The organism is Geobacter sp. (assembly GCF_027327745.1).
Lineage (GTDB): Bacteria > Desulfobacterota > Desulfuromonadia > Geobacterales > Geobacteraceae > Geobacter.
The window spans coordinates 1-20,018 of sequence record NZ_DAHVYG010000077.1; the positions used below are offsets into that span (position 1 = coordinate 1).

The following is a 20,018-nucleotide window of genomic DNA, read 5'->3' on the forward strand; positions in this document are numbered from 1 at the left end:
TTATTCAAGCTTATAAAAAGTATGTTATGTTTGTTCCAAGAGAAAAAAGAACAGACGAAATTGGTTTAGAAATCATAATACCTGACTTTGTAAACGAAATTAGATTTCATGGCGATGATAAAGCTATATGGTTGAGGAAGAAGAATGATTAATTTGCAGAGCAAAATTAGAAGAATACAAGAGCAGACAGCCAGTAAATTGAGACATTTAATTCAATTACCAATACAATCGATTCGGAGGGATAACAAGATGCCATCGAGACCAAGACATATCCTGTTAACAGGCATGACCCTTATCACGTTGCTGCTAATATCGGTTGTCGCCTCCTTCGCCGAATCGATCAATTATGTGTACGATGACTTGAACCGTCTGATACAAGTGCAGTATGGAGATGGCACGAAAATAGAGTACACCTACGATGAGGTGGGCAATCGTCTGCTGAAAAAAATATCCGAGACAGGGGCACCGGTGACCACCGCTTCTCCGGCAGGAGGATTTTACAACGCAACGCAATCGGTGATCCTGACATGCAATGACGGGACATCAGGCTCGGGATGCAATAAAATTTACTATACAACCACTGGCACTACCCCCACAACGTCATCAAGCGTCTATTCAACACCCATTAGTATATCATCAACCAAGGCACTGAAATACTTCGCAACCGATCTCAACGGCAACAGCGAGGCTGTGAAGAACCAGACCTATACCATCGACAAGATACTGCCGACCGGTTCGATAAAGATCAATGCAGGAGCAACTTACATCAAAACCACGAGCGGCACGTTGAATCTTACCTGCAGTGACAGTAGTGGTTGTGACCAGGTGCGGTTCAGCAACGACAATGTAAGCTGGTCGGCGCCTGAGGCTTATGCGGCGACCAAAGCATGGACCCTGGCAACGGGTGACGGCACCAAGACCGTGTATGCCAGATTCAGGGATAAGGCGGGCAACTGGTCAACCGTTTACAGTGATACGATTGTGCTTGATGCAACTACCCCGGTGACCACCGCTTCGCCAGCAGGAGGGGTATCCCAAACGACTCAGACGGTAACCCTGACATGCAGTGAAGGGACCGGTACGGGATGCGATAAAATCTACTATACAACCGACGGCACAACGCCCACCACGTTATCGAGTGTCTATTCCACATCTATCAGCATCTCTACAACAAAGACCCTGAAGTACTTCGCAACCGACAAGGCCGGCAACAGCGAGGCGGTGAAGAGCCAAACCTACGTAATCGATACGGCGCCGCCGGTGACAACCGCTTCACCGGCAGGAGGGTCGTACAACGCAACCCAATCTGTGACTCTCACCTGCGACGACGGGATCGGATCTGGCTGCAATAAAATCTACTATACAACCGATGGCATTACTCCCACGACCTCGTCGAACGTCTATTCAAACCCCTTGCTCATATCGGCGGTTACTACCCTGAAATTTTTTGCAACCGACATTTTCGGCAACAGCGAAACGGTGAAGTCCCAAAGCTATACTTTCAATACAACGCCACCAACCGGCACTGTAACAATCAATACCGGATCAACCTACACTGCCACTGCTGCCGTAACGTTGACCCTTTCCTGCACTGACGATGCGGGGACTTGTAACCAAATGCAGTTCAGCAACGACAACTCAAGCTGGTCGATACCCGAGGCGTATGCGGCAACCAAGACATGGACCTTGGCCACGGGAGACGGTACCAAGGCGATATATGCCAAATTCAAGGATGCTGCAGGGAACTGGTCAACCACCGTCAGTGATACCATTGTGCTCGATACAATGGCTCCGGTGATTGCAGCTTTGCCGGCAGCAGGGATGTACAATACAGGCCAGGCGGTGACCCTTACCTGCAATGACGGGGCAGGCGCAGGGTGTGACAAAATTTACTATACGACCAACGATACAAAGCCCACGACATCATCAAGTGTCTATTCAACTCCAATAAACATAGCTACTACCAAGATATTGAGATATTTCGCAACCGACCTTGCCGGCAACGAAAGCGCCGAGGCGAAGCAGACTTATACCATTGATACTGATCCAGTAGGATACATTGAGATTGAATCAGGAAACTCTTATACCGATTCCACATCTGTAACATTGAGCCTTTCATGCTCGGATGATCACAACAGTTGCTCACAGATGCAGTTCAGCAACGACAAGGTGAGCTGGTCGCAGCCTGAGGTGTACGGTAATAGAAAGGCATGGACACTGACCGCGGGAGACGGCGCAAAGACCGTGTACGCCAGATTCAGGGATGCGGCGGGCAACTGGTCGGCTACCGCCGGTAATACGATTGTCCTTGATACGATAGCGCCGGTGACCACAGCATCGCCGGCAGGAGGAGTATACCATTCAAACCTGAAGGTGACCCTGACATGCAGCGACGTGTGGTGTGATACGGTTTATTACGCAATTGACGGCACAACATCCACATGCGGGAATTATTGGATAGGGCAGGATGGCCAAAAGTTCTGTTTGTTATCGACTCCATCGGACATAACCATAACCACAACCACGACACTGAAGTACTTCGCATTCGATATGGCCGGCAATAAGGAAGCAGTGAAGAGCCAGATCTACACCATCGTAACCTCAGGACCGGTAACTACCGCTACGCCCGCGGGAGGGACCTACAATGCGAGCCAGACGGTGACCCTTACCTGCAGTGGCGGGACAGGCCCGGCTTGTGACAAGATATACTTTACAACCGACGGCACCACCCCAACCACGTTGTCTAGCGTCTATTCAGCCCCCATAAGCGTATCTTCAAACGCGACACTGAAGTACTTCGCAACCGACCTCGCCGGCAACAGCGAAACGACGAAATCCCAAACTTATACCTTTGATACAACACTGCCAACCGGTGCCGTTACAATTAACGGCGGGGCAACTTATGTTACAACAACTGCCGTGACGCTGTCCCTTTCCTGCACCGACAATGCCGGGGCTTGCAATCAGATGCAGTTCAGCAGCGACAATGCTAACTGGTCGACACCGGAGGCGTATACTGCAAGCAAAGCGTGGACCCTGGCAACCGGAGACGGCACCAAGACGGTATACGCCAGGTTCAAGGATGCCGCGGGCAACTGGTCAACCACCGTCAGCGATACAATCGTTCTCGACTCCACCGCCCCATCGGTAACACTCACATCGCCGACAGCCGGTACGACAACCGACAATACGCCGCTTCTGACTTATGCGGCAAGTGACGGGACAGTGGTGGTAAAGGTTGACGGGAGTATCGTCAACAAGGTTTCCGGCAACAGTCTCGATGCATTGGCGAACGGTTCACATGCCGTACGGGTCGAGGCAACGGATGCAGCAGGCAATGCCGGCTTTGCCGAGGTAACCTTTACGGTCAGTACTCCCGTTGCCAGTGGAAGCGAGGATTTCGAGACCGGTAACCTGAGCCGCTTACCCTGGGTCACCACCGGCAACGGCCTGTGGGCCGCAAAGACCACCAGGGTGCACGGCGGTGCATATGCGGCCGAGGCCCCTGTATCCATCCGCAACGACGAGAGCGCGTCTATGGAAGTGACCATGGATTGCGCGGCCGGCAACATCAGCTTCTGGTATTCGGTAAGTTCAGAGGAAAATGATGACGAGCTGCTCTTCTATATTGACGGAGTACAGAAATTAGCAAACTCCGGTGAGGTCCCTTGGACTCAGGCGACCTTTCCAGTCTCCGCCGGGAGTCACACGTTTAAATGGGTCTACTCCAAAGATGGGATTTTCTCTGATGGAGCCGATACAGCCTGGGTGGATGATATAGTGTTCCCGGTCCCGTGAATTATTACGGCGAATGAGACCAAAAAAAGGGGGGGTGCTGTCTGTCAGCCACCCCCCCTTTTTTCCATTCTGCAGCCCCCGTTCAGGACTTCAGGTACTCGGCAATCTTCCCCGCCAGGGTCCGGTAGATCCGCAGGCACTCGGCCTCGTCCTTCTCCAGGAGCGTCACCCGGAACCCCTGGAGCGGGGTGTTGAAGGAGGAAAGCGGGACGATGCAGATGCCGGTGCTGGCCAGGATGTAGTAGACGAACCGCTTGTCCGGGGAGACGCCGGGGGCGTTCACGAGGTTCTCCACCAGTTCCCGCACCTCGACGTTCTCGATGGGGAGGGACTGGCGATTGGTAAGGAGGCCGTCCCGGAAGGCGACCGACATGTAGAAGGCGCCGTTGGTCCGGTTCACCATGAGCCCCGGCACTTCTTTCAGGCAGTCGAAGGTGATGTTGCTCATCCGCTCGTAGCGCCGGATCCGCTCCCGGAGGTAGGTCTGGTACTCGGGGTGCTTCATGATGGCCGGGATGCACTTTTGCGGCAGGGTGGTGGAGCAGACCTCGTTCATCTTGGCGGAGAGGATGGAGTTGACGTACTTGCGGAACTGCTCGTCCTTCGCGCCGTTATAGACCTCGATCCAGCCGCAGCGGGAACCGGGCCACGGGACCTCCTTGGAGATACCCTTCATGGCGATGGCCGGCACGTCGCCGATGACGTCGGAGATGGGGACGGTGGTCTGGCCGTTGTAGGTGATGTTGTTGTAGACCTCGTCGGCGATGATGAAGAGGCCGTAGGTGCGGGCGATGGCAACGATCCGCTCCAGGGTCTCCTTTGGATAGACCATGCCGGTGGGGTTGTCGGGGTTGATGAGGAGAATGCCGGAGATCTGGGGATTGTACCGGACGTGGTTCTCCAGGTCCTCCAGGTCGGGGAACCATTGGTCCTCGGGCTTGAGGCGGTAGCAGACCGGCGAGGCAAGGGCGTGGGCCGCCTCGCCGATGGAGTGGGTGGTGTAGGTGGGGGAGGGCATCAGCACCCGGGTCTCGTGGCGCAGGTTGCCGTAGACCGTGGAGATGGCGTCCCCCAGGCCGTTGAAGAAGATGATGTCGTCGGGGGTGATCCGGGCACCGCCCCGTTTGTTGGTGAGCCCGCAGATAAATTCCCGGGTCTCCAGGACGCCGCGGGTGTGGCAGTAGCCCCAGGTGTCGTTCTCCATCACTTCATTGGCCACGATCTCCTTCATCCAGCGGGGGATCTCCTCTCCCTTGACGATGGGGTCGCCGATGTTCTCCCAGTTGATCTTCACCCCGTGCTTCTGGAGCTTCTCCGCCACGTTGACGATGTTGCGGATCTCGTAAGTCAGTTCGCCCGCGCCGGGCGTTACCAGTTCGTTTCTCACCTTGTCCCCCGTAGTATGTGTGTGGATTTTCAGCGCACAATGACAAAGGCCGCGGGGTTTACCCACGGCCTTTCAATAATTGAAGCGTATGCAACGGCTCCTTACACGGCAGCGGGCACCCCTGCGGCGTTGGTCGCCGCTGCGCTGATAGCTCGTGCTGCCATGATGATGGAAACGGTGTTTTTCTTCATATGAATTCGAATAACACAGCGTTTTTGGCAAGTCAACGCTTTTTTGGCCGGTCACCGCAGGCCGATCAGGAGCCGGCCGTCCTCGTCCCGCCACTGGAGCCAGCCGATTACCGAAAGGTCGAGCAGGACCCGTGCCCGGTCCCCCGCCACCTCGACGATCCGGAGGGCGTTGGAGGGGGAGAGGGTTCGGAGCTCCGGGGCCTGTCCGGTTGGTTCGGACCGAAGGATGCAGTACGGCTTCCTGAGTCCCGGCAGGAGGCGGGCGCTTCGCCCCTTGAGGTACTCTTCCCAGGAAAGAAAGGACCAGTTCCGCTGCCGTTCCACCCATCCGGAGCGTCCCGCCTCATCATAGGCAACCCGGAACCACTCCCCCCGCTTCATCACGACGGCCAGTGGGTATAAGTCCCCATCCCCCACCGGCAGCGGAAAGAGCGGCAATGACGGGGCACTCCACTCGCCGAGGCGACCGACGCCCGGCTCCCGGTAGAGGACCAGCGCAGGAGGTGCCCCGTCCCGGTCGGCAAGCGCCGGGCGCACCAGGAGGACGCCGATCCCCGCCTCGGGGCGGGGGGGCTTCGGCGCCGCGAAGGCGGTCCCGCAAAGGAGTGTCGTCACGAGAAGCAAGGCGATTCTACGGAAGGATCCCATAGTTAGCGGAAAAGCCCGGCGAGGGATTCGAGATAGGCCGGGGCCGCCCCGTCCCCCTCGGCAGGAGCCCACGGGGCCTTTTCGGCCGCGGTGAGGGGGAGGTAGGGTCCGGCCTTGGCCTCGAAGAAGACCGTCCCGGCAGCAAGGCCCAGGACGGTATGGAACTCGCCGTGGGGGATGTCGACGGCAACGGCCTCCCCGCCGGGACGAAGGACGCGGGTGGCGGTCACGTTCCCCTCCCCGTCGAAGGAGACGACGCCGAGGAGGCCGCGGAGGATCACCATCGATTCGTCCTTCAGCGGGTCGAGATGTCGGTGGGGCTGGATGTAGGATCCCGGCTCGATGGCGTTCAGGAGCCGGTGGCAGCAGAAATCGTCGGAGGGGTGGAGGTTGTGGTTCTTCCGCCGGCGGGGGGTGGCGGCGGCCTGGGCCGACACCTCGTCCAGGAGGGCGCTGGTGATGATCCGCATCCCCGCCCCCTACCGGTCCACGAGGGCGAAGAGGTTGCCGTCCGGGTCGGCTACCACCGCCATCTTTCCCCAGGGGCTCTGTTCCAGGGGCTGCTCGAAGCGGACCCCCTGGTCGGTCAGCTCGCGGCAGAAACCGTCGATATCCTTCACCCGCAGGGTGATCCCCGTGTGGCGCCCCGCCAGGGCCCGGGCCTCTTCGGTCAGGGCGAGCGCCACCCCCAGCGTGGTCCCGCCGGGAAAAAACTCCATCATCGTCATCCCCTCCTGAACGAGGGGGAGCCTCAGCTGCTCCTTGTAGAAGCGCTTTGCCGCCTCGAAGTCGCGGACGAAGACCACCACGTTCTTCATTACTTCGATCACCGGATGCCTCCCGAAAAACAGGTTATTTTACGGGACCGAACATAACAGACGGACCAGCTCCCGGCAAGGGGTATTTCCCTCGCAAAACGAAGATGGGGGCGCCCGGACCGGTAATGCCGCGGACGCCCCCTGCGGTGACGCAATGGTTCAAAAACTGCTACGGGACAACGGCCGGCTCGGGGACAACCCCCCAGCCGGCCAGTTCAGCCAGGACCTTCTCCCTGAGAACCCCTTCCCGGGCGGCGACCGCCGCGGAGAGCTCCACCCCCGGCTCGACGCTCGCCGGCTGCACTCCCCAGAGGACCATCTCGGCGGGAAGGTTTCCCTGGAGCTCCGCCACGGCCAGAAGATCCTGGAGCCCCATCTGGTGGGGGGAGAGCTTGGTCCGGAACGCCACCGGGATCTCCTCCCCCTGTAGCCGCATGACCGTTCCCGGCGCCCCGCCGGTCTCCACGGCATCCACGACGAGGAGCCGCTCCACCCCTTCGAGCCGCGGCAGAAGGTCGAGGCCGAGGGTGCCGCCGTCGAGGAGCTCGACACCCGGGGGGAAGCGGAAGCCTTCGGCAAGCCGCTGCACCACCCGGACGCCGATGCCGTCATCGGTCATGATCAGGTTACCGATGCCGAGGACGAGGATCGACACCCTACTCCCCCCGTTTCACCGGCTTGTAGCCGCCGAAGATGCTCGACATGACCCCGCCCCGCTCCTTCACGTCCATCAGCCAGGCGCTGTAGATGTGGTGAATGGCGAAGCCTACGAGCAGCCACATGACCATGTGGTGGGTGAGCCGCATCCCCTGGTTGCTGAAGAGGGCGTAGAGCGGGGTGAGGAGCGTGTGCATCACCCCGCCCGGGGCGTGTTCGGCGTAGAGGGCGAAGCCGGTGCCGACCATCACCAGGTAGAGGGTGAAGACCAGGAGGTACGTGGCGCCGGCCAGGGCGTTGTGGCCGGTGGGATGGGGGACCTTCCGGGAGAGAAAGACGTAGTAGAGGAACATCCGCCACATGTCGCGCCGCCCCTCGGGATAGAGGAAGGGGACGAACTCCCGCCACCGGGCATGGCGATTCCCCACGAAGGCCCAGTAGATGCGGCTTGCCACGCTCACGGCGAAGGTGTAGCCGGCCGTGAAGTGCACCACCCGCACCCATCCCATGACGTAGTCCGAGGGGTCGAGCCCCAGGGTCTTGGGAGAGCCGATGTAGATGCCGGTGACCGAGAGGACGATGATGGCGAGCATGTTGATCCAGTGGGTCGCCCGCACCGGGACCTCCCAGACGTACTCTTCGTAAAGACAGCTCCGGTTCCGTGCCATGGCTTTCCCTCCTACAGGACCTTGACGTTGACCAGCTCCCCTCCGGCCGGGTCGACCACGTGGACGGCGCAGGCGAGGCACGGGTCGAAGGAGTGGATGGTGCGGAGGATCTCCAGGGGCTTGTTCGGATCGGCCATGGGGGTGCCGACCAGGGCCGCCTCGTAGGGACCCCGCTGCCCCTTCTCGTCCCGGGGGGAGGCGTTCCAGGTGGAGGGGACCACCGCCTGGTAGTTCTCGATCTTCTGGTCCCTGATCCTGATCCAGTGACTTAAGGAGCCGCGGGGGGCGTTGTGCCAGCCGTACCCCTTCGCCTCCCGGGGCCAGGTGGCGGGGTCCCACTTCTCGCCGTTGTGGATCGCCAGATCGCCGCCGGCGATGTTGGCCACCAGCATGTCGAGCCACTTGGGAAGCTCCTGGGCCACCAGCAGCGTCTCGATACCGCGGGCCGCCGTCCGCCCCAAAGTGGAGAAGAGGGCCTCGGGACCGACCCCCAGTTTCCCGAGGACCATGTCCACGGCCCCCTTGGCCCCCTTGTGCCCCGAGGCGTAGGCGACGAGGATGGTGGCCAGGGGCCCGGTCTCCATCGGCGTGCCGTCGTAGCGCGGGGACTTCACCCAGGAGTACTTCTGGGTGGTGTCGATCATCTCGTAGGGGGGCCTGGGGCCGGTGTACTTCGCCTCGGTCTGCTCGTCCCACGGATGGACCCCGGCATCCCCCCCCTCGTACCAGGAGTGGGCCACGCTCTCGGTGATCTTCTTCTGGTCGATGGGGTAGACCCGGGAGAGGTCCTTGTTCAGGATGATCCCCCGGGGGAACCAGAGCTTTTCCGGCCTGCCGCTGTTGTCCAGGGGGTACTCGCCGCAGGAGAGGTAGTTCCCCACGCCGCCGCCGATGCCGGCCCACTCCTTGTAGAAGGAGGCGACCGCCAGGAGGTCGGGGATGTAGACCTTCTCCACGAACTCCTTCGCCTTTTTCAGCAGCTCGCCGATCTCGGCGATCTTCTCGGCGTTGAGGGCGTTCTGGGAGTTGGGGTCGATCGGGATCGCCATCCCCCCCACCAGGAAGGTCTGGGGGTGGGGGTTCTTGGAGCCGAGGATGGCATGGATCCGGATCACCTCCCGCTGCCAATTGAGGGCCTCCAGGTAGTGGGCCGTGGCCATGAGGTTCGCCTCGGGAGGGAGTTTGTAGGCCGGGTGTCCCCAGTAGGCGTTGCCGAAGGGGCCGAGGCGCCCCTTCTTCACGAAGGCACCGAGCTTGTCCTGCACCGACTTGAAGTAGGTTGGGGAGTTCAGGGGCCAGTCGGAAAGGGAGGCCGCCAGGGCCGCCGTTTTGGCCGGATCGGCCTTCAGGGCCGAGACCACGTCCACCCAGTCCAGGGCGTGGAGGTGGTAGAAGTGGATCACGTGGTCCTGCACCGCCTGAATCCCGATGATGAGGTTTCTGATCAGCTCGGCATTCATCGGGACGTGGGTATTCAGGGCGTTCTCCACCGCCCGGATGGAGGCGATGGAGTGGACCGTGGTGCAGACCCCGCAGAAGCGCTGGGTGAAGAACCAGGCGTCCCGCGGATCACGCCCTTTGAGGATCTTCTCGATCCCCCGGAACATGGTGCTGGAGCTCCAGGCATCGGTTATCCGCCCCCCGGTCACCTCTGCCTGGATCCGGAGGTGTCCCTCTATTCTCGTAATCGGGTCAACGACGATCTTGGCCATGCTCTACCCCTCCTTCCCTTCGTCGGATTCGTCTCCCTTGCGCAGCGCGCTCACCACCCCGTGGATCCCGAAGGCCGCGGCGGTGCCGGCGGCAAGCCCCAGGCCGATCTTGTCGGCCGTCATCTCGATGCCGAAGCCGGGGACGTTGGGAAGCCGCCGGTAGAAGGGGGTCATGGTGTCCCAGAAGTGGGGCTCGGAGCAGCCGGCACAGCCGTGGCCGGACCCCACGGGCCAGCTGGTCTTCTCGTTGTAGCGCTGGGTCGGGCAGTTGTGGAAGGTCTCGGGCCCCTTGCACCCCATCTTGTAGAGGCAGTACCCCTTGCGGTGCCCCTGGTCCCCCCACTGCTCCACGTACTGGCCGGCATCGAAATGGGGGCGGCGCTCGCAGTTGTCGTGGATCCGCTTGCCGAAGGCGAAGAGGGGGCGCCCCTTGCCGTCCACCGCCGGGAGCTTGCCGAAGGTGAGGAAGTGGACGATGGTCGCCACGAGGTTGTCGGTGTTGAGGGGACAGCCGGGGATGTTGACCACCGTCGCCCCCGGCACCGCCTCGCTTACGCTCACGGCACCGGTCGGATTGGGGGCGGCGGCCGGGATCCCGCCGTAGGAGGCGCAGGTCCCGACGGCGATGGTGGCGAGGGCCCCGCCGCAGACCTCCCGGGCGATGTCGACGGCGCTCCTCCCGCCGACGCAGCAGTAGATACCGCCGTCCTTCAAGGGAATCGCCCCCTCCACCACGGCAATGTACTTCCCGGTCCGTTCCTTCTCGGTCTTCAGGCGGGCCTCCTCGGCCTGGTGCCCGGCGGCCGCCATGATCGTCTCGTGGTAGTCGACGGAGAGGACGTCGAGGACGATCTCCCCCACCGTCGGGCTGGCCGCCCGCAACAGCGCCTCGGAATCCCCCGTGCATCCCTGGAACTCGAGCCAGATCACCGACGGGCGCCCGTCGGCCTCCAGGGCCTCGGCGATCCTCGGCACCAGCGACATCGGCAGCGCCAGGGCCGCCGACATGGCGGTGCAGAACTTCATGAAGTCGCGCCGCGAGATTCCCCGCTCTTCCCAGACGCTCGCCCCGGAGGGGCGTGGGACCACTTCCCGCTCGTCACTGCTCTTCGGCATGGGACTCCTCCTTCTGTTGAGGATAATAGCCATCTCACCGGGCCCGGCGGCCCGGAAAATGCCAACACAATTTTAGAACGGTATTTCCAAGAACTCCATCGCACCAAAACGAAGCGCTGTCAAGATGAAAGTGTACCACGACATTATTTCCTGTAAATCGGTTCGGTACGAATGGGGGCCCTGGCGAAGGTCCGGTTTAGGGACAAGGACGCATTACGCGCGAATACCCGGCATCCCCGCCCGGGGGAATTCGGGATTACGGTTGCATAAAACGCCATTTGCCTAATCTTCTTTCGGTATGGATCGGATGGATTGCAAAAGTGGTGGGTCGAAGGGAGGATCGAGGAACGGGTCAGGGCGCCCGGGCGACCGTGACGGCCACCACCGACGCCGCCCCGCCGCGGCGCAGCGCCCGGGCGCACTCGGCCAGGGTGCTGGCGGTGGTGCAGACATCATCCACGAGGAGCACCCGCCGCCCGGCGATGGGGCCGGGAGCGGCGACCGCGAACGCCCCCCGCACGTTCTCCCGCCGCTCGGCGGCGCTAAGCCCCACCTGGGGGGCGGTCGGCCTGACGCGGCGCAGGGCGTCGCGCACCAGTGGCACCCCCCAGCGCCGGGCCATCACCTCGCCGATGAGGAGCGCCTGGTTGAACCCCCGCTCCCGCAGCCGGGCGCGGTGGAGGGGGACGGGAACGATGACCTCGGGGGAGGCTTCGCCCACGAACGCGGAGAGTTGCTCGACCGCCAGGAGGGCGAGGGGACGACGGAGGTGGACCTTGTGGCCGTACTTGAAGCGGTGGATGAGTTCCTGGACGGGACCGTCGAAGAGGAGCGCTCCCCGCGCCGCCTCAAAGGGAGGGGGAGCGGTGAGGCAGTCGCCGCACGGATGGTCGATCCCCCCTTCCGTCCCGTGGGGGACCCCGCAGACCGGACAAAAGGGGGAGACAACCGGTGTCATCGCCCCCCGGCAGCCGGGGCAGAGGTGAAGCTCCCCCGCCTCCGGCACCGGCTTGCGGCAGACGTGGCACAGGGGAGGAAAGAGGATGTCGAGGAGCCCCCGGAGGAACGCCACCTACAGCCCCAGGTTCTCGTTCACCACCACGACCCGCAGGTCGGTGAGGCGGGGCCTGCGGTCGATGACGGTGGTGATCCGGCAGATCCGGTCGGGGGCGTTGCAGTCGGAGCAGACGCCGGTGGTGGCGCAGGGGGTCTTGTAGGAAAGCCGCCGGGCGTTGGGGGGGGAGGCCCACTCCTTGATCCGGGCCATCGCCTCCTGCACGCCCCCCTCCACGAGCTTGTTCCGCCCCGCCACGACGATCACCTTCTTCGGCCCGAAGAACATGGAGCCGACCCGGTTTCCCGTGGCATCGATGTTGACGAGCCACCCCCCAAGGGTCAGGGCGTTGGTGCCGGAAAGAAAGAGGTCGCAGGTGAGCTGGCGCCGCATGACGGCGACCCGCTCCGCGGGGGAGAGCCCCGGCGCGCCGTGAATCAGGAGCTCCTTCCCCATCGCCCCCAGGCGGTCGGCCACCTTGAGATCGACCACCGACATGGAGCCGCCGAAGCCGACCGTCGCGGCGTCGGCCGCCTCGGCGCAGATGTAGTCGAAGGCCTCCTGGCTGGTGGCGCAGTAGAGGGCGGTGAAGCCGTTTCTCTCCAGGGCCGCCACCGCCTTGCGGCAGCGCTGCTCATGGGTCCAGTCGACCAGTTCGGTTGTCAATGTCATCACGTACTCCTTTCGGTCATAACCAATTTAGTTCACGGCCCCAGAAGCCGCATGTACTCGGCATAAGGTATCCGGGATTTCCAGTGCCCCGTGGCGCGCCCCACGAGCGACGCCCCGACAAAGAAGAGCACCACCAGGGCGGCGAAGACAAGGGCGTTCACCGCGATCTTCCGGCCGGCGAGCTTCATCTCCAGGGCACCCTCGGCCCGGCAGTGGCTCACGCAGCGCCAGCAGCCGATGCACTCCTCGGAGCTGACCCGCTTCTTGGTCATCACCGGGATGTAGGCGGGACAGACCTGGGTGCAGACCCCGCAGGAGACGCAGATGGCCCGCTCCCGCGTCACCTTCACCGGCGAGAGCATCGAAACGAGGCCAAGGAGCGCCCCGTAGGGGCAGAGGTAGCGGCAGAAGGGGTTTCGCACCGGAAGCGACAGGACAAGGAGGACAAGGATCACGATAAGCGGCACCCCCGAGAGGTGGAGGAAGAAGTCGAGGAGCCGCACGTCGGCGATCTTGTTGTAGTCGGAATGGATGAAGCCCGACACCGCCTCCGGCGGCATGCGCCAGAGGATACTGTAGAGGAAGAAGAGGAGAAGCCCGTACTTGATCCCCCGCAGCGCCACGTCGAGCCAGCGCGGGGGGCGGACGTTGCGCCGGAAGAGGACGAACCCCCGCTTCCAGAGGAGCTCCGACAGGGCCCCCACCGGACAGACCCAGGAGCAGAAGGAGCGCTTAAGGAACAGCGACACCGCCACCGCCGTCACGAGGAGCACCACCGACGCCGGATGGACCGGGTTGATGGTGCCGCTCAGGAGCCAGTCCCTCACGTCGAGAAGCCCGGCGATGGGGAGAAACCCCTCGATCCCGTCGGCCCGCGGCACGAAGGGGGTGGCGCCCCCGGAGCGGAAGTGGCGCACGAAGAGGAAGAACCGGAGGCCGAGATAGAGCATGAAGGCGAGGAACGCCCACTGGATGGCGATCCGAAGAGGCTGCACGTAACGCTTGCTCACGCCTTCGCTCCTTGAGACTTATTCTGTCGCATCAATGCGCTACCCTGCTACCATCGCAACGGAAGGAGGATACCATGGAACCACTCGTTGTCTTCGGCGCCGCCCTCGTTATCTGGTGCGCCTGCATCGCCTTCGTCGACATGCGGCGCGACCGCCCGGCGGCACAACCCGCCCGGGAAAAGAAGGCCCCCGCGAAGACGGCCGTCAGGGGATCGCGCAGCTCCTCTGCAGCTCCCGGTCGAGGAGGTGCCGCGGCTGCACGTTGGCCAGTGCCCGCAGGAGGCTCCGCTTGACGGCGGGGTTCTCCTTCTCCAGCTCCTTCAGGAGCTCTTTCATCCGCCGGCGCTGCAGGTCCGCCTTGCCGCAGACCGGACAGCAGCAGCAGACCACCGGGAAGCTGTTCCCCCGGGCGAAGGGAATGATCTCCCGCTCCTCCACGTAGACCAGGGGGCGGATCACCGTCGTCTCGCCGTTGTCGGCCAGCATCCGCGGCGCCATCGCCTTGAGGGAGCCGACGTAGAACTGGTTGAGGAGCAGCGTCTCGACGAAATCGTCCAGGTGGTGCCCCAGCGCCAGCTTGTTGCACCCCATCCTCTGGGCCAGGGTATAGAGGACTCCCCGTTTCAGCCGCGCGCAGATGGAGCAGTAGGAGGAGCCGGGACGGCGCTTCTCCCGGATGATGTCGTAGTGGGTGGTCTTCTCCACATGGTGAGTGAAGCCGTGCTCCCGCAGATGCGCCGCGATGACGTCGCTGCGGAAGCCGGGATAGCCCGAATCGATGGTGAGGGCCACCAGCTCGTACTTCACCGGCGCCCGCCGTCGGAGCTCCTCCAGGATGTGGAGCAGGGTGTAGGAATCCTTCCCCCCCGACACCGCCACGGCGACCCGGTCCCCCTCCTCGATGAGGTCGAAGTCGGCGATGGCGCGGCCGACGGCGTGCTTGATTCTCTTGTACAACTTCTCGGTACGATCCACGGAAGCTCCGGATATGCGTTGATAACCGAGGCTCTTGCAAAACGTCATGAGGAGGCCGGAATGCACGACGCAAGCGAGCGAGGGAGCGAGGCGTACCCGTCGGTACGTTGAGCTTCCGAGCGAGCGGCAACAACACAGACCGGCCCCGCAGTAGTTTTGCATGAGCCTCAACCGGGTCAGAGTAAAGGAAACGCCGGCGGTAAGTCAATAGCTGCCAGCCGGTTGATCGCCGGGCCCGTCACATTGGAAAATATTCTTCGTTTTTGCCGGGATTTCGCATATAAAGGCTTTGTGCATGCGGCCGCCCGGTCGGGCATGATCTCGGCAGAACCAGGAAATCATCAACCATGAAGCTCCAGATGCTCTCACCTGCGAAATCCCTCAGCAAGGCCCACCTCAGGCAGAGCCTCAGACGGGATCAGATCGAGCTGTTCAAGGCCAACCTCGCCCGCCTGCTCGACAAGGTGAATGAGAAAGAATCGGAAGAGCACCTGAAAAACCTGGTCTCGGAGTTTCTGAAGGAAACCTGGTACCGGAACGCCTTCGAGATCAACACCAAAGAGCGGGCCGACCTGGTGATCCATAACGGGCCGATGAGTTTGTTGTCGTCACTTCCCCCCTCCTGACCTCCCCCCGCTGGGGGGAGGAACAAGCGTGCTCCCTCCCCCAGCTGTGGGGGCGGGGGCAGAATTGCAACTGGAAACCCTTCCCAACATCGACATCAACATCAAGTGCGGCAACTCCCTGGTCAGCCACCAGCGGGGAGAGAAACAATTGTGATCTGTACGGTCTGAGGTATACTCCCTTGCCCGGATCGGCCCGATCTGGCATCATTGCATCTGAACCGACATCCTCCCCCCTGAAAGGAGCTGAACGCCCATGAACGACATCATCGAGATAAAGCCGGGCCTCTGGTGGATCGGCTCCCGGGACCCGGGGCTGCGCACCTTCGACGATCTCTTCCCCACCGAGCATGGGACCACCTACAACTCGTACCTCATCAAGGGGAACGGGAAGACCGCCATCATCGACACGGTGAAGGGGGAGCGTTCGGCGGAGTTCCTCGCCAAGGTGAGAGAGCTCGTCGACCCGGCGGAGGTCGACTACTACATCATCAACCACACGGAGCCCGATCACTCCGGCTCCCTGGCGGAGATGCTCCGGCACTCCCCCAATGCCACCGTCGTCTCCACCCAGGCGGCCAAGACCTTCCTCGGCAACCTGATCCACACCCCGTTCTCCTCCCACGTGGTGAAGGACGGCGAGGTGCTCGACCTGGGGGGAAAGCGCCTGCGCTTCGTCATCGCCCCGTTTCTCCACTGGCCCGACACCATGTTCTCGCTCCTGGAGGAGGACGGGGCCCTCTTCACCTGCGACGCCTTCGGTGCCCACTACTGCGGCGCCGGGATCTTCAACGACGAGCTCCCCGACTACCGGCCGGACATGGAGTTCTACTTCGACTGCATCATGCGCCCCTTCAAGGACAAGGCGCTGGCGGCCATCGACAAGATCCGCGGCGAGCGGCTCGAGGTCCTCTGCCCGAGCCACGGCCCGGTGATCCGCACCGACCCGTGGAAGTACATCGGCTACTACGAGGAGTGGTGCCGCCCCGCCCCCAGTGCGAAAAAGATCGTCATCTTCTACCTCTCCCCCCACGGCAACACCGAGCGGATGGCCGCCGCCGTGGCGAAGGGGGCCGCGCTACCCGGCATCGAGGTGGTGAACCACCACATCTCCCATCTCACTGCGGGCGAGATCCGCGACCTGATGGAGGAGGGGGACGCCCTCCTCTTCGGCATCCCGACCATCAACCGCGACGTCCCGAAGCCGATGTGGGACGTTCTGGCCTATCTCTCCACGGTGAAGCTGAAAGGAAACATCGCCGCCGTCTTCGGGAGCTACGGCTGGAGCGGCGAGGCGTGCCGGATTGCGGAAGAGCGCCTCAAGGGGCTCAACTTCAAGCTGCCGGCTCCGTTTCTGCGCTTCCCCTTTACGCCGCGCCCCGAGGCGTTGGAACAGCTCGAAGCCTTCGGCCGGACCATCGCCGAGGAAGTGCTCGGGAAGCCGTGACCCCGCTTCCCCATGAAGGATTTCCTTTCGGATATCATCGAGGTCGCCGTTCCGCTCCCCCTCGACACCACGTTCCACTACCGGGTCCCGCCGGAGCTCCGTGACGTGGTGACCCCCGGCAGGCGGGTGCTGGTCCCCTTCGGCAGGCGGACCGTCACCGGCTACGTCCTCGGCTTCGCCCCCAGCGAGGGACGCGAGTTGCGCGATATCCGCGGCGTCCTCGACGACACCCCCCTCTTCACCCCCCGGGAGCTGGAGCTCTACCGCTGGGCCGCCGCCTACTACCTGCACCCCCTCGGGGAGGTGATCAAGGCGGCGCTCCCCGCCGGCATCAATGTCCAGAGCCGCCGGGGAAACGCCGGCCACGCCGACGGGGAGCTGACCGGCGGCCGTTCGATCCGGACGGAGACCGTCTGCCGGGCCTCCGCCCATGCCGGGCAGGCCCCCATCCCGCGCGGGAAGGGTGCCGAGATCCTTGCCTACCTCCGGCGCTCCGGGGAGATGACCGCCGCGGAGCTTCGGCCGGCCTTCGGCGACTGCGCACCCCAGCTCCGCCGCCTCCGGGAGCTCGGCCTGGTGGAGACCGAGGCGCGGGAGGTGTACCGGGACCCCTTCCGCGAGGAGAAGGTCGATCCCGACTCCCCCCTCCCCCTCAACGCCGGCCAGGCGGCGGCCCTGGAGAGAATCGTCGCGGCCGGCGACTCCGCCCTGTTCGCTCCGTTTCTTCTGCTCGGCGTTACCGGAAGCGGCAAGACGGAGGTCTACCTCCAGGCCATCGCCCGGGTTCTCGCCCGGGGGCGAACCGCCCTTGTCCTGGTCCCAGAGATCGCCCTCACCCCCCAGCTCGTCAACCGGTTCCGCCGGAGGTTCCGCTGCGGCATCGCGGTCCTGCACAGCGGCCTCTCCGACGGCGAGCGCTACGACGAATGGCGGCGGATCCGGCGGGGGGAGGCTACCATCGTCATCGGCGCCCGCTCCGCCATATTCGCGCCCCTGGAGCGGCTCGGCATAATCGTGGTGGATGAGGAGCACGAGTCCTCCTACAAGCAGGGGGAGGGGTTTCGCTACAACGCCCGGGACCTGGCCCTCGTCCGGGGGAAGATCGCCGGTGCCACGGTCGTTCTCGGCACCGCCACCCCCCAGGTGACCACCTGGCACGCCGCGGCAACCGGCAAGCTCACCCTCCTCTCCCTTCCCGACCGGGTGAACGGAATGCCGCTTCCGTCCGTCGAACTCCTTGACGCCCGCGGACAGAGGGGGGAGCCGCTCCTCCCCCCCCTCGCCGAGGCGGTCACCGCCAATCTGGCCCGGGGGGCCCAGACCCTCCTCTTCCTCAACCGCCGTGGTTTTGCCACCTGGCTCACCTGCGAGGAGTGCGGCCACGTGCTCCGCTGCCCCAACTGCGCCGTCACCCTCACCTTCCACCAGCGCCGCAACCGCCACGTCTGCCACTACTGCGACTTCGCCATCCCGGCCCCCTCGGTCTGCCCCGGCTGCGGCAGCGGCCAGGTGACCCTCCTCGGCCTCGGGACCGAACAGGTGGAGGCACGGATGCGGGAACGTTTCCCGGAGGCGCGCATCGACCGGATGGACCGGGACACGACCACGGGGAAGGGAGGGCACGCCCGCATCCTCCGGAAGGTGGCGGAGCGGAAGACCGACATCCTGATCGGCACCCAGATGGTCGCCAAGGGGCACGATTTCCCCGGCATCACCTTGGTCGGGATCCTCTCGGTGGAGTCGGCCCTCAACATCCCCGACTACCGTAGCGGCGAGCGGACCTTTCAACTGGTGACCCAGTTGATCGGCAGGGCCGGCAGGGGCGAGGATCCCGGCCGGGTACTCATCCAGACCCTGAACCCCGGCCATTACGCCCTGACCCACGCCACCGCCAATGACCTCGAAGGGTTCTACGGCACCGAGCTCTCGTTCCGCCGCGAAGCGGGCTACCCTCCCTTCACCTACCTTGCCGCCCTCTATCTGACCGGGACATCGCCAGCCGCCACCGAGGCCGAGGCCGAGCGACTCGCCGCGTACCTCCGCTCACGGCGTACGGAGCAGGCCTGTCGGGTTGAGATCCTCGGGCCGGCTCCCGCCCCCCTCGCCAAACTGCGGGGACGGTTCCGATGGCAGATCCTCCTCAAGGCCCCCCACCGCTCCGCTCTGCACCGGCTGCTGATCAGGGCACGGAGGGAGTACGCGCCGCCATCCGGTATCCGCCTCCATGTGGACGTCGACCCGATGGATCTGATGTGACCCCGAAGCGGCAGGAAGGATTTGATTTTTTCCGGCCAACTCTCTATATTCACGAGAGTACCTACGCCGCAACAACCCGGCTCTCCGCAGCCGCTCTGCAGGAACCGGGGCCGACAAAGAGGCAGCATGATCCGTACAATTCTCACTTATCCCGACCCGGTGCTCAAGAAGAAGTCGACGCCGGTCCCGGTCATAAACGACAGAATCAGGGAACTCGTCCGCGACATGGCAGAGACCATGTACGACGCCCAGGGGGTGGGCCTTGCCGCCCCCCAGATCGGTGTCAGCCAGCGTGTCATCGTGATTGACGTTTCCCAGAAAGACGAAAAGCCCGAGCTGATCGTCTGCATCAACCCGGTCATCGTACACAGCGAGGGCGAGTCGTTCGAGGAAGAGGGATGCCTCTCCATCCCGAAATACGCCGCCAACGTTCACCGGCATGAGCGCGTGGTGGTAAGGGGACTGAACCTGGACGGCACTGAGCTCACCTACCATGCGGAGGGGCTCCTGGCCATCGCGTTCCAGCACGAGATCGACCATCTGGACGGGATCCTGTTCGTCGATCACCTCTCCCCCCTCAAGCGGGAGATGTTTCGGAAAAAATACCGCCGCGCGGTCGAGGAAGGGTAGCCGATCACTATGGCCGGACTGCGCATCGTCTTCATGGGAACTCCCGACTTCGCCTGCCCCACCCTCCGCAAGCTGATCGAGCGGGGCGAGGAGGTCATCGCCGTTGTGACCCAGCCCGACCGCCCGAAGGGGCGCGGCCAGAGGCTCGTCCCCCCCCCGGCCAAGGTCGTGGCCGAAGAGCATGGGATCCCGGTACTCCAGCCTCTCAAGGTCCGCGCCCCGGAGGTCGTCGAGCAGATTTGCGTCCTGAATCCGGATCTTATGGTGGTCGTCGCATTCGGCCAGATCCTGCCGCAGGCGCTCCTCGACATCCCGAAGTTCGGCTGCATTAACATCCACGCGTCCCTTCTTCCCCG

General features: G+C 63.2%; 19 protein-coding genes. 7 read left to right on the forward strand and 12 right to left on the reverse strand.

Annotated elements, in window-relative coordinates; all coding sequences use genetic code 11:
• Positions 1–144 precede the first annotated feature (144 nt).
• Positions 145–3,798, forward strand: coding sequence for a chitobiase/beta-hexosaminidase C-terminal domain-containing protein (locus M6689_RS13935; protein ID WP_298272913.1), 3,654 nt, complete (start codon positions 145–147; stop codon positions 3,796–3,798).
• 82 nt (positions 3,799–3,880) lie between these two features.
• Here M6689_RS13935 and M6689_RS13940 read toward each other — a convergent pair whose 3' ends face one another.
• The 12 genes from M6689_RS13940 to ttcA form a co-directional block, all read right to left on the reverse strand.
• Entirely contained in the window at positions 3,881–5,185 is a 1,305-nt protein-coding gene (locus tag M6689_RS13940) for a pyridoxal phosphate-dependent aminotransferase (RefSeq protein WP_298272915.1), read from the reverse strand.
• A gap of 242 nt (positions 5,186–5,427) precedes the next feature.
• On the reverse strand, positions 5,428–5,991 hold the full coding sequence (locus M6689_RS13945; protein ID WP_298272917.1) for a hypothetical protein: 564 nt from the start codon (positions 5,989–5,991) through the stop codon (positions 5,428–5,430).
• Between the two features lie 35 nt (positions 5,992–6,026).
• Complete coding sequence (locus tag M6689_RS13950; protein ID WP_298272920.1) at positions 6,027–6,494, reverse strand: WbuC family cupin fold metalloprotein; 468 nt, start codon at positions 6,492–6,494, stop codon at positions 6,027–6,029.
• A gap of 9 nt (positions 6,495–6,503) precedes the next feature.
• Complete coding sequence (locus M6689_RS13955; RefSeq protein WP_298272922.1) at positions 6,504–6,854, reverse strand: VOC family protein; 351 nt, start codon at positions 6,852–6,854, stop codon at positions 6,504–6,506.
• 157 nt (positions 6,855–7,011) lie between these two features.
• Complete coding sequence (locus tag M6689_RS13960) at positions 7,012–7,497, reverse strand: HyaD/HybD family hydrogenase maturation endopeptidase (RefSeq protein ID WP_298272924.1); 486 nt, start codon at positions 7,495–7,497, stop codon at positions 7,012–7,014.
• Between the two features lies 1 nt (position 7,498).
• Positions 7,499–8,167, reverse strand: coding sequence for a Ni/Fe-hydrogenase, b-type cytochrome subunit (cybH, locus tag M6689_RS13965; RefSeq protein ID WP_298272927.1), 669 nt, complete (start codon positions 8,165–8,167; stop codon positions 7,499–7,501).
• Between the two features lie 11 nt (positions 8,168–8,178).
• Positions 8,179–9,879 (reverse strand): nickel-dependent hydrogenase large subunit, encoded by a 1,701-nt coding sequence (locus tag M6689_RS13970; protein WP_298272930.1) that lies wholly within the window; start codon positions 9,877–9,879, stop codon positions 8,179–8,181.
• A gap of 3 nt (positions 9,880–9,882) precedes the next feature.
• A complete protein-coding gene (locus M6689_RS13975; RefSeq protein WP_298272932.1) occupies positions 9,883–10,995 on the reverse strand; it encodes a hydrogenase small subunit in 1,113 nt (370 codons plus the stop codon).
• Positions 10,996–11,347: 352 nt separating this feature from the next.
• A complete protein-coding gene (locus M6689_RS13980) occupies positions 11,348–12,067 on the reverse strand; it encodes a ComF family protein (RefSeq protein ID WP_298272934.1) in 720 nt (239 codons plus the stop codon).
• Entirely contained in the window at positions 12,068–12,721 is a 654-nt protein-coding gene (locus tag M6689_RS13985) for a lactate utilization protein (RefSeq protein WP_298272937.1), read from the reverse strand.
• Positions 12,722–12,753: 32 nt separating this feature from the next.
• Positions 12,754–13,731 (reverse strand): 4Fe-4S binding protein, encoded by a 978-nt coding sequence (locus tag M6689_RS13990; RefSeq protein ID WP_298272940.1) that lies wholly within the window; start codon positions 13,729–13,731, stop codon positions 12,754–12,756.
• 204 nt (positions 13,732–13,935) lie between these two features.
• Positions 13,936–14,754: a tRNA 2-thiocytidine(32) synthetase TtcA gene (gene ttcA, locus M6689_RS13995; RefSeq protein WP_298272943.1), complete on the reverse strand. Its 819-nt coding sequence runs from the start codon at positions 14,752–14,754 to the stop codon at positions 13,936–13,938.
• Positions 14,755–15,053: 299 nt separating this feature from the next.
• Between ttcA and M6689_RS14000 the strand changes: the two genes are divergently transcribed.
• The 6 genes from M6689_RS14000 to M6689_RS14025 form a co-directional block, all read left to right on the forward strand.
• Positions 15,054–15,332 (forward strand): hypothetical protein, encoded by a 279-nt coding sequence (locus M6689_RS14000; RefSeq protein WP_298272945.1) that lies wholly within the window; start codon positions 15,054–15,056, stop codon positions 15,330–15,332.
• A 28-nt stretch (positions 15,333–15,360) separates the two neighbouring features.
• Entirely contained in the window at positions 15,361–15,486 is a 126-nt protein-coding gene (locus tag M6689_RS14005) for a hypothetical protein (RefSeq protein ID WP_298272948.1), read from the forward strand.
• Between the two features lie 99 nt (positions 15,487–15,585).
• Positions 15,586–16,776, forward strand: a complete 1,191-nt coding sequence (locus M6689_RS14010; RefSeq protein WP_298272950.1) for an FprA family A-type flavoprotein — start codon at positions 15,586–15,588, stop codon at positions 16,774–16,776.
• Between the two features lie 12 nt (positions 16,777–16,788).
• Positions 16,789–19,032: a primosomal protein N' gene (gene priA, locus M6689_RS14015; RefSeq protein WP_298272954.1), complete on the forward strand. Its 2,244-nt coding sequence runs from the start codon at positions 16,789–16,791 to the stop codon at positions 19,030–19,032.
• 126 nt (positions 19,033–19,158) lie between these two features.
• The gene (gene def, locus M6689_RS14020) at positions 19,159–19,662 is read left to right on the forward strand and encodes a peptide deformylase (protein WP_298272957.1); all 504 of its coding nucleotides are present in this window, start codon (positions 19,159–19,161) and stop codon (positions 19,660–19,662) included.
• A gap of 9 nt (positions 19,663–19,671) precedes the next feature.
• Positions 19,672–20,018 (forward strand): methionyl-tRNA formyltransferase (locus M6689_RS14025; RefSeq protein WP_298272959.1); only part of this gene is annotated, 347 nt, incomplete at its 3' end.

What these genes read in the sequence shown, in the direction of transcription:
- M6689_RS13975 (WP_298272932.1), bottom strand. Translation starts at nt 10,995, where the DNA reads ATGCCGAAGAGCAGTGACGAGCGGGAAGTGGTCCCACGCCCCTCCGGG.
- def (WP_298272957.1), top strand. Translation starts at nt 19,159, where the DNA reads ATGATCCGTACAATTCTCACTTATCCCGACCCGGTGCTCAAGAAGAAG.
- M6689_RS13950 (WP_298272920.1), bottom strand. Translation starts at nt 6,494, where the DNA reads ATGCGGATCATCACCAGCGCCCTCCTGGACGAGGTGTCGGCCCAGGCC.
- M6689_RS13985 (WP_298272937.1), bottom strand. Translation starts at nt 12,721, where the DNA reads ATGACATTGACAACCGAACTGGTCGACTGGACCCATGAGCAGCGCTGC.
- cybH (WP_298272927.1), bottom strand. Translation starts at nt 8,167, where the DNA reads ATGGCACGGAACCGGAGCTGTCTTTACGAAGAGTACGTCTGGGAGGTC.
- M6689_RS14000 (WP_298272945.1), top strand. Translation starts at nt 15,054, where the DNA reads ATGAAGCTCCAGATGCTCTCACCTGCGAAATCCCTCAGCAAGGCCCAC.
- M6689_RS14010 (WP_298272950.1), top strand. Translation starts at nt 15,586, where the DNA reads ATGAACGACATCATCGAGATAAAGCCGGGCCTCTGGTGGATCGGCTCC.
- ttcA (WP_298272943.1), bottom strand. Translation starts at nt 14,754, where the DNA reads ATGACGTTTTGCAAGAGCCTCGGTTATCAACGCATATCCGGAGCTTCC.
- M6689_RS13970 (WP_298272930.1), bottom strand. Translation starts at nt 9,879, where the DNA reads ATGGCCAAGATCGTCGTTGACCCGATTACGAGAATAGAGGGACACCTC.
- M6689_RS13935 (WP_298272913.1), top strand. Translation starts at nt 145, where the DNA reads ATGATTAATTTGCAGAGCAAAATTAGAAGAATACAAGAGCAGACAGCC.
- priA (WP_298272954.1), top strand. Translation starts at nt 16,789, where the DNA reads ATGAAGGATTTCCTTTCGGATATCATCGAGGTCGCCGTTCCGCTCCCC.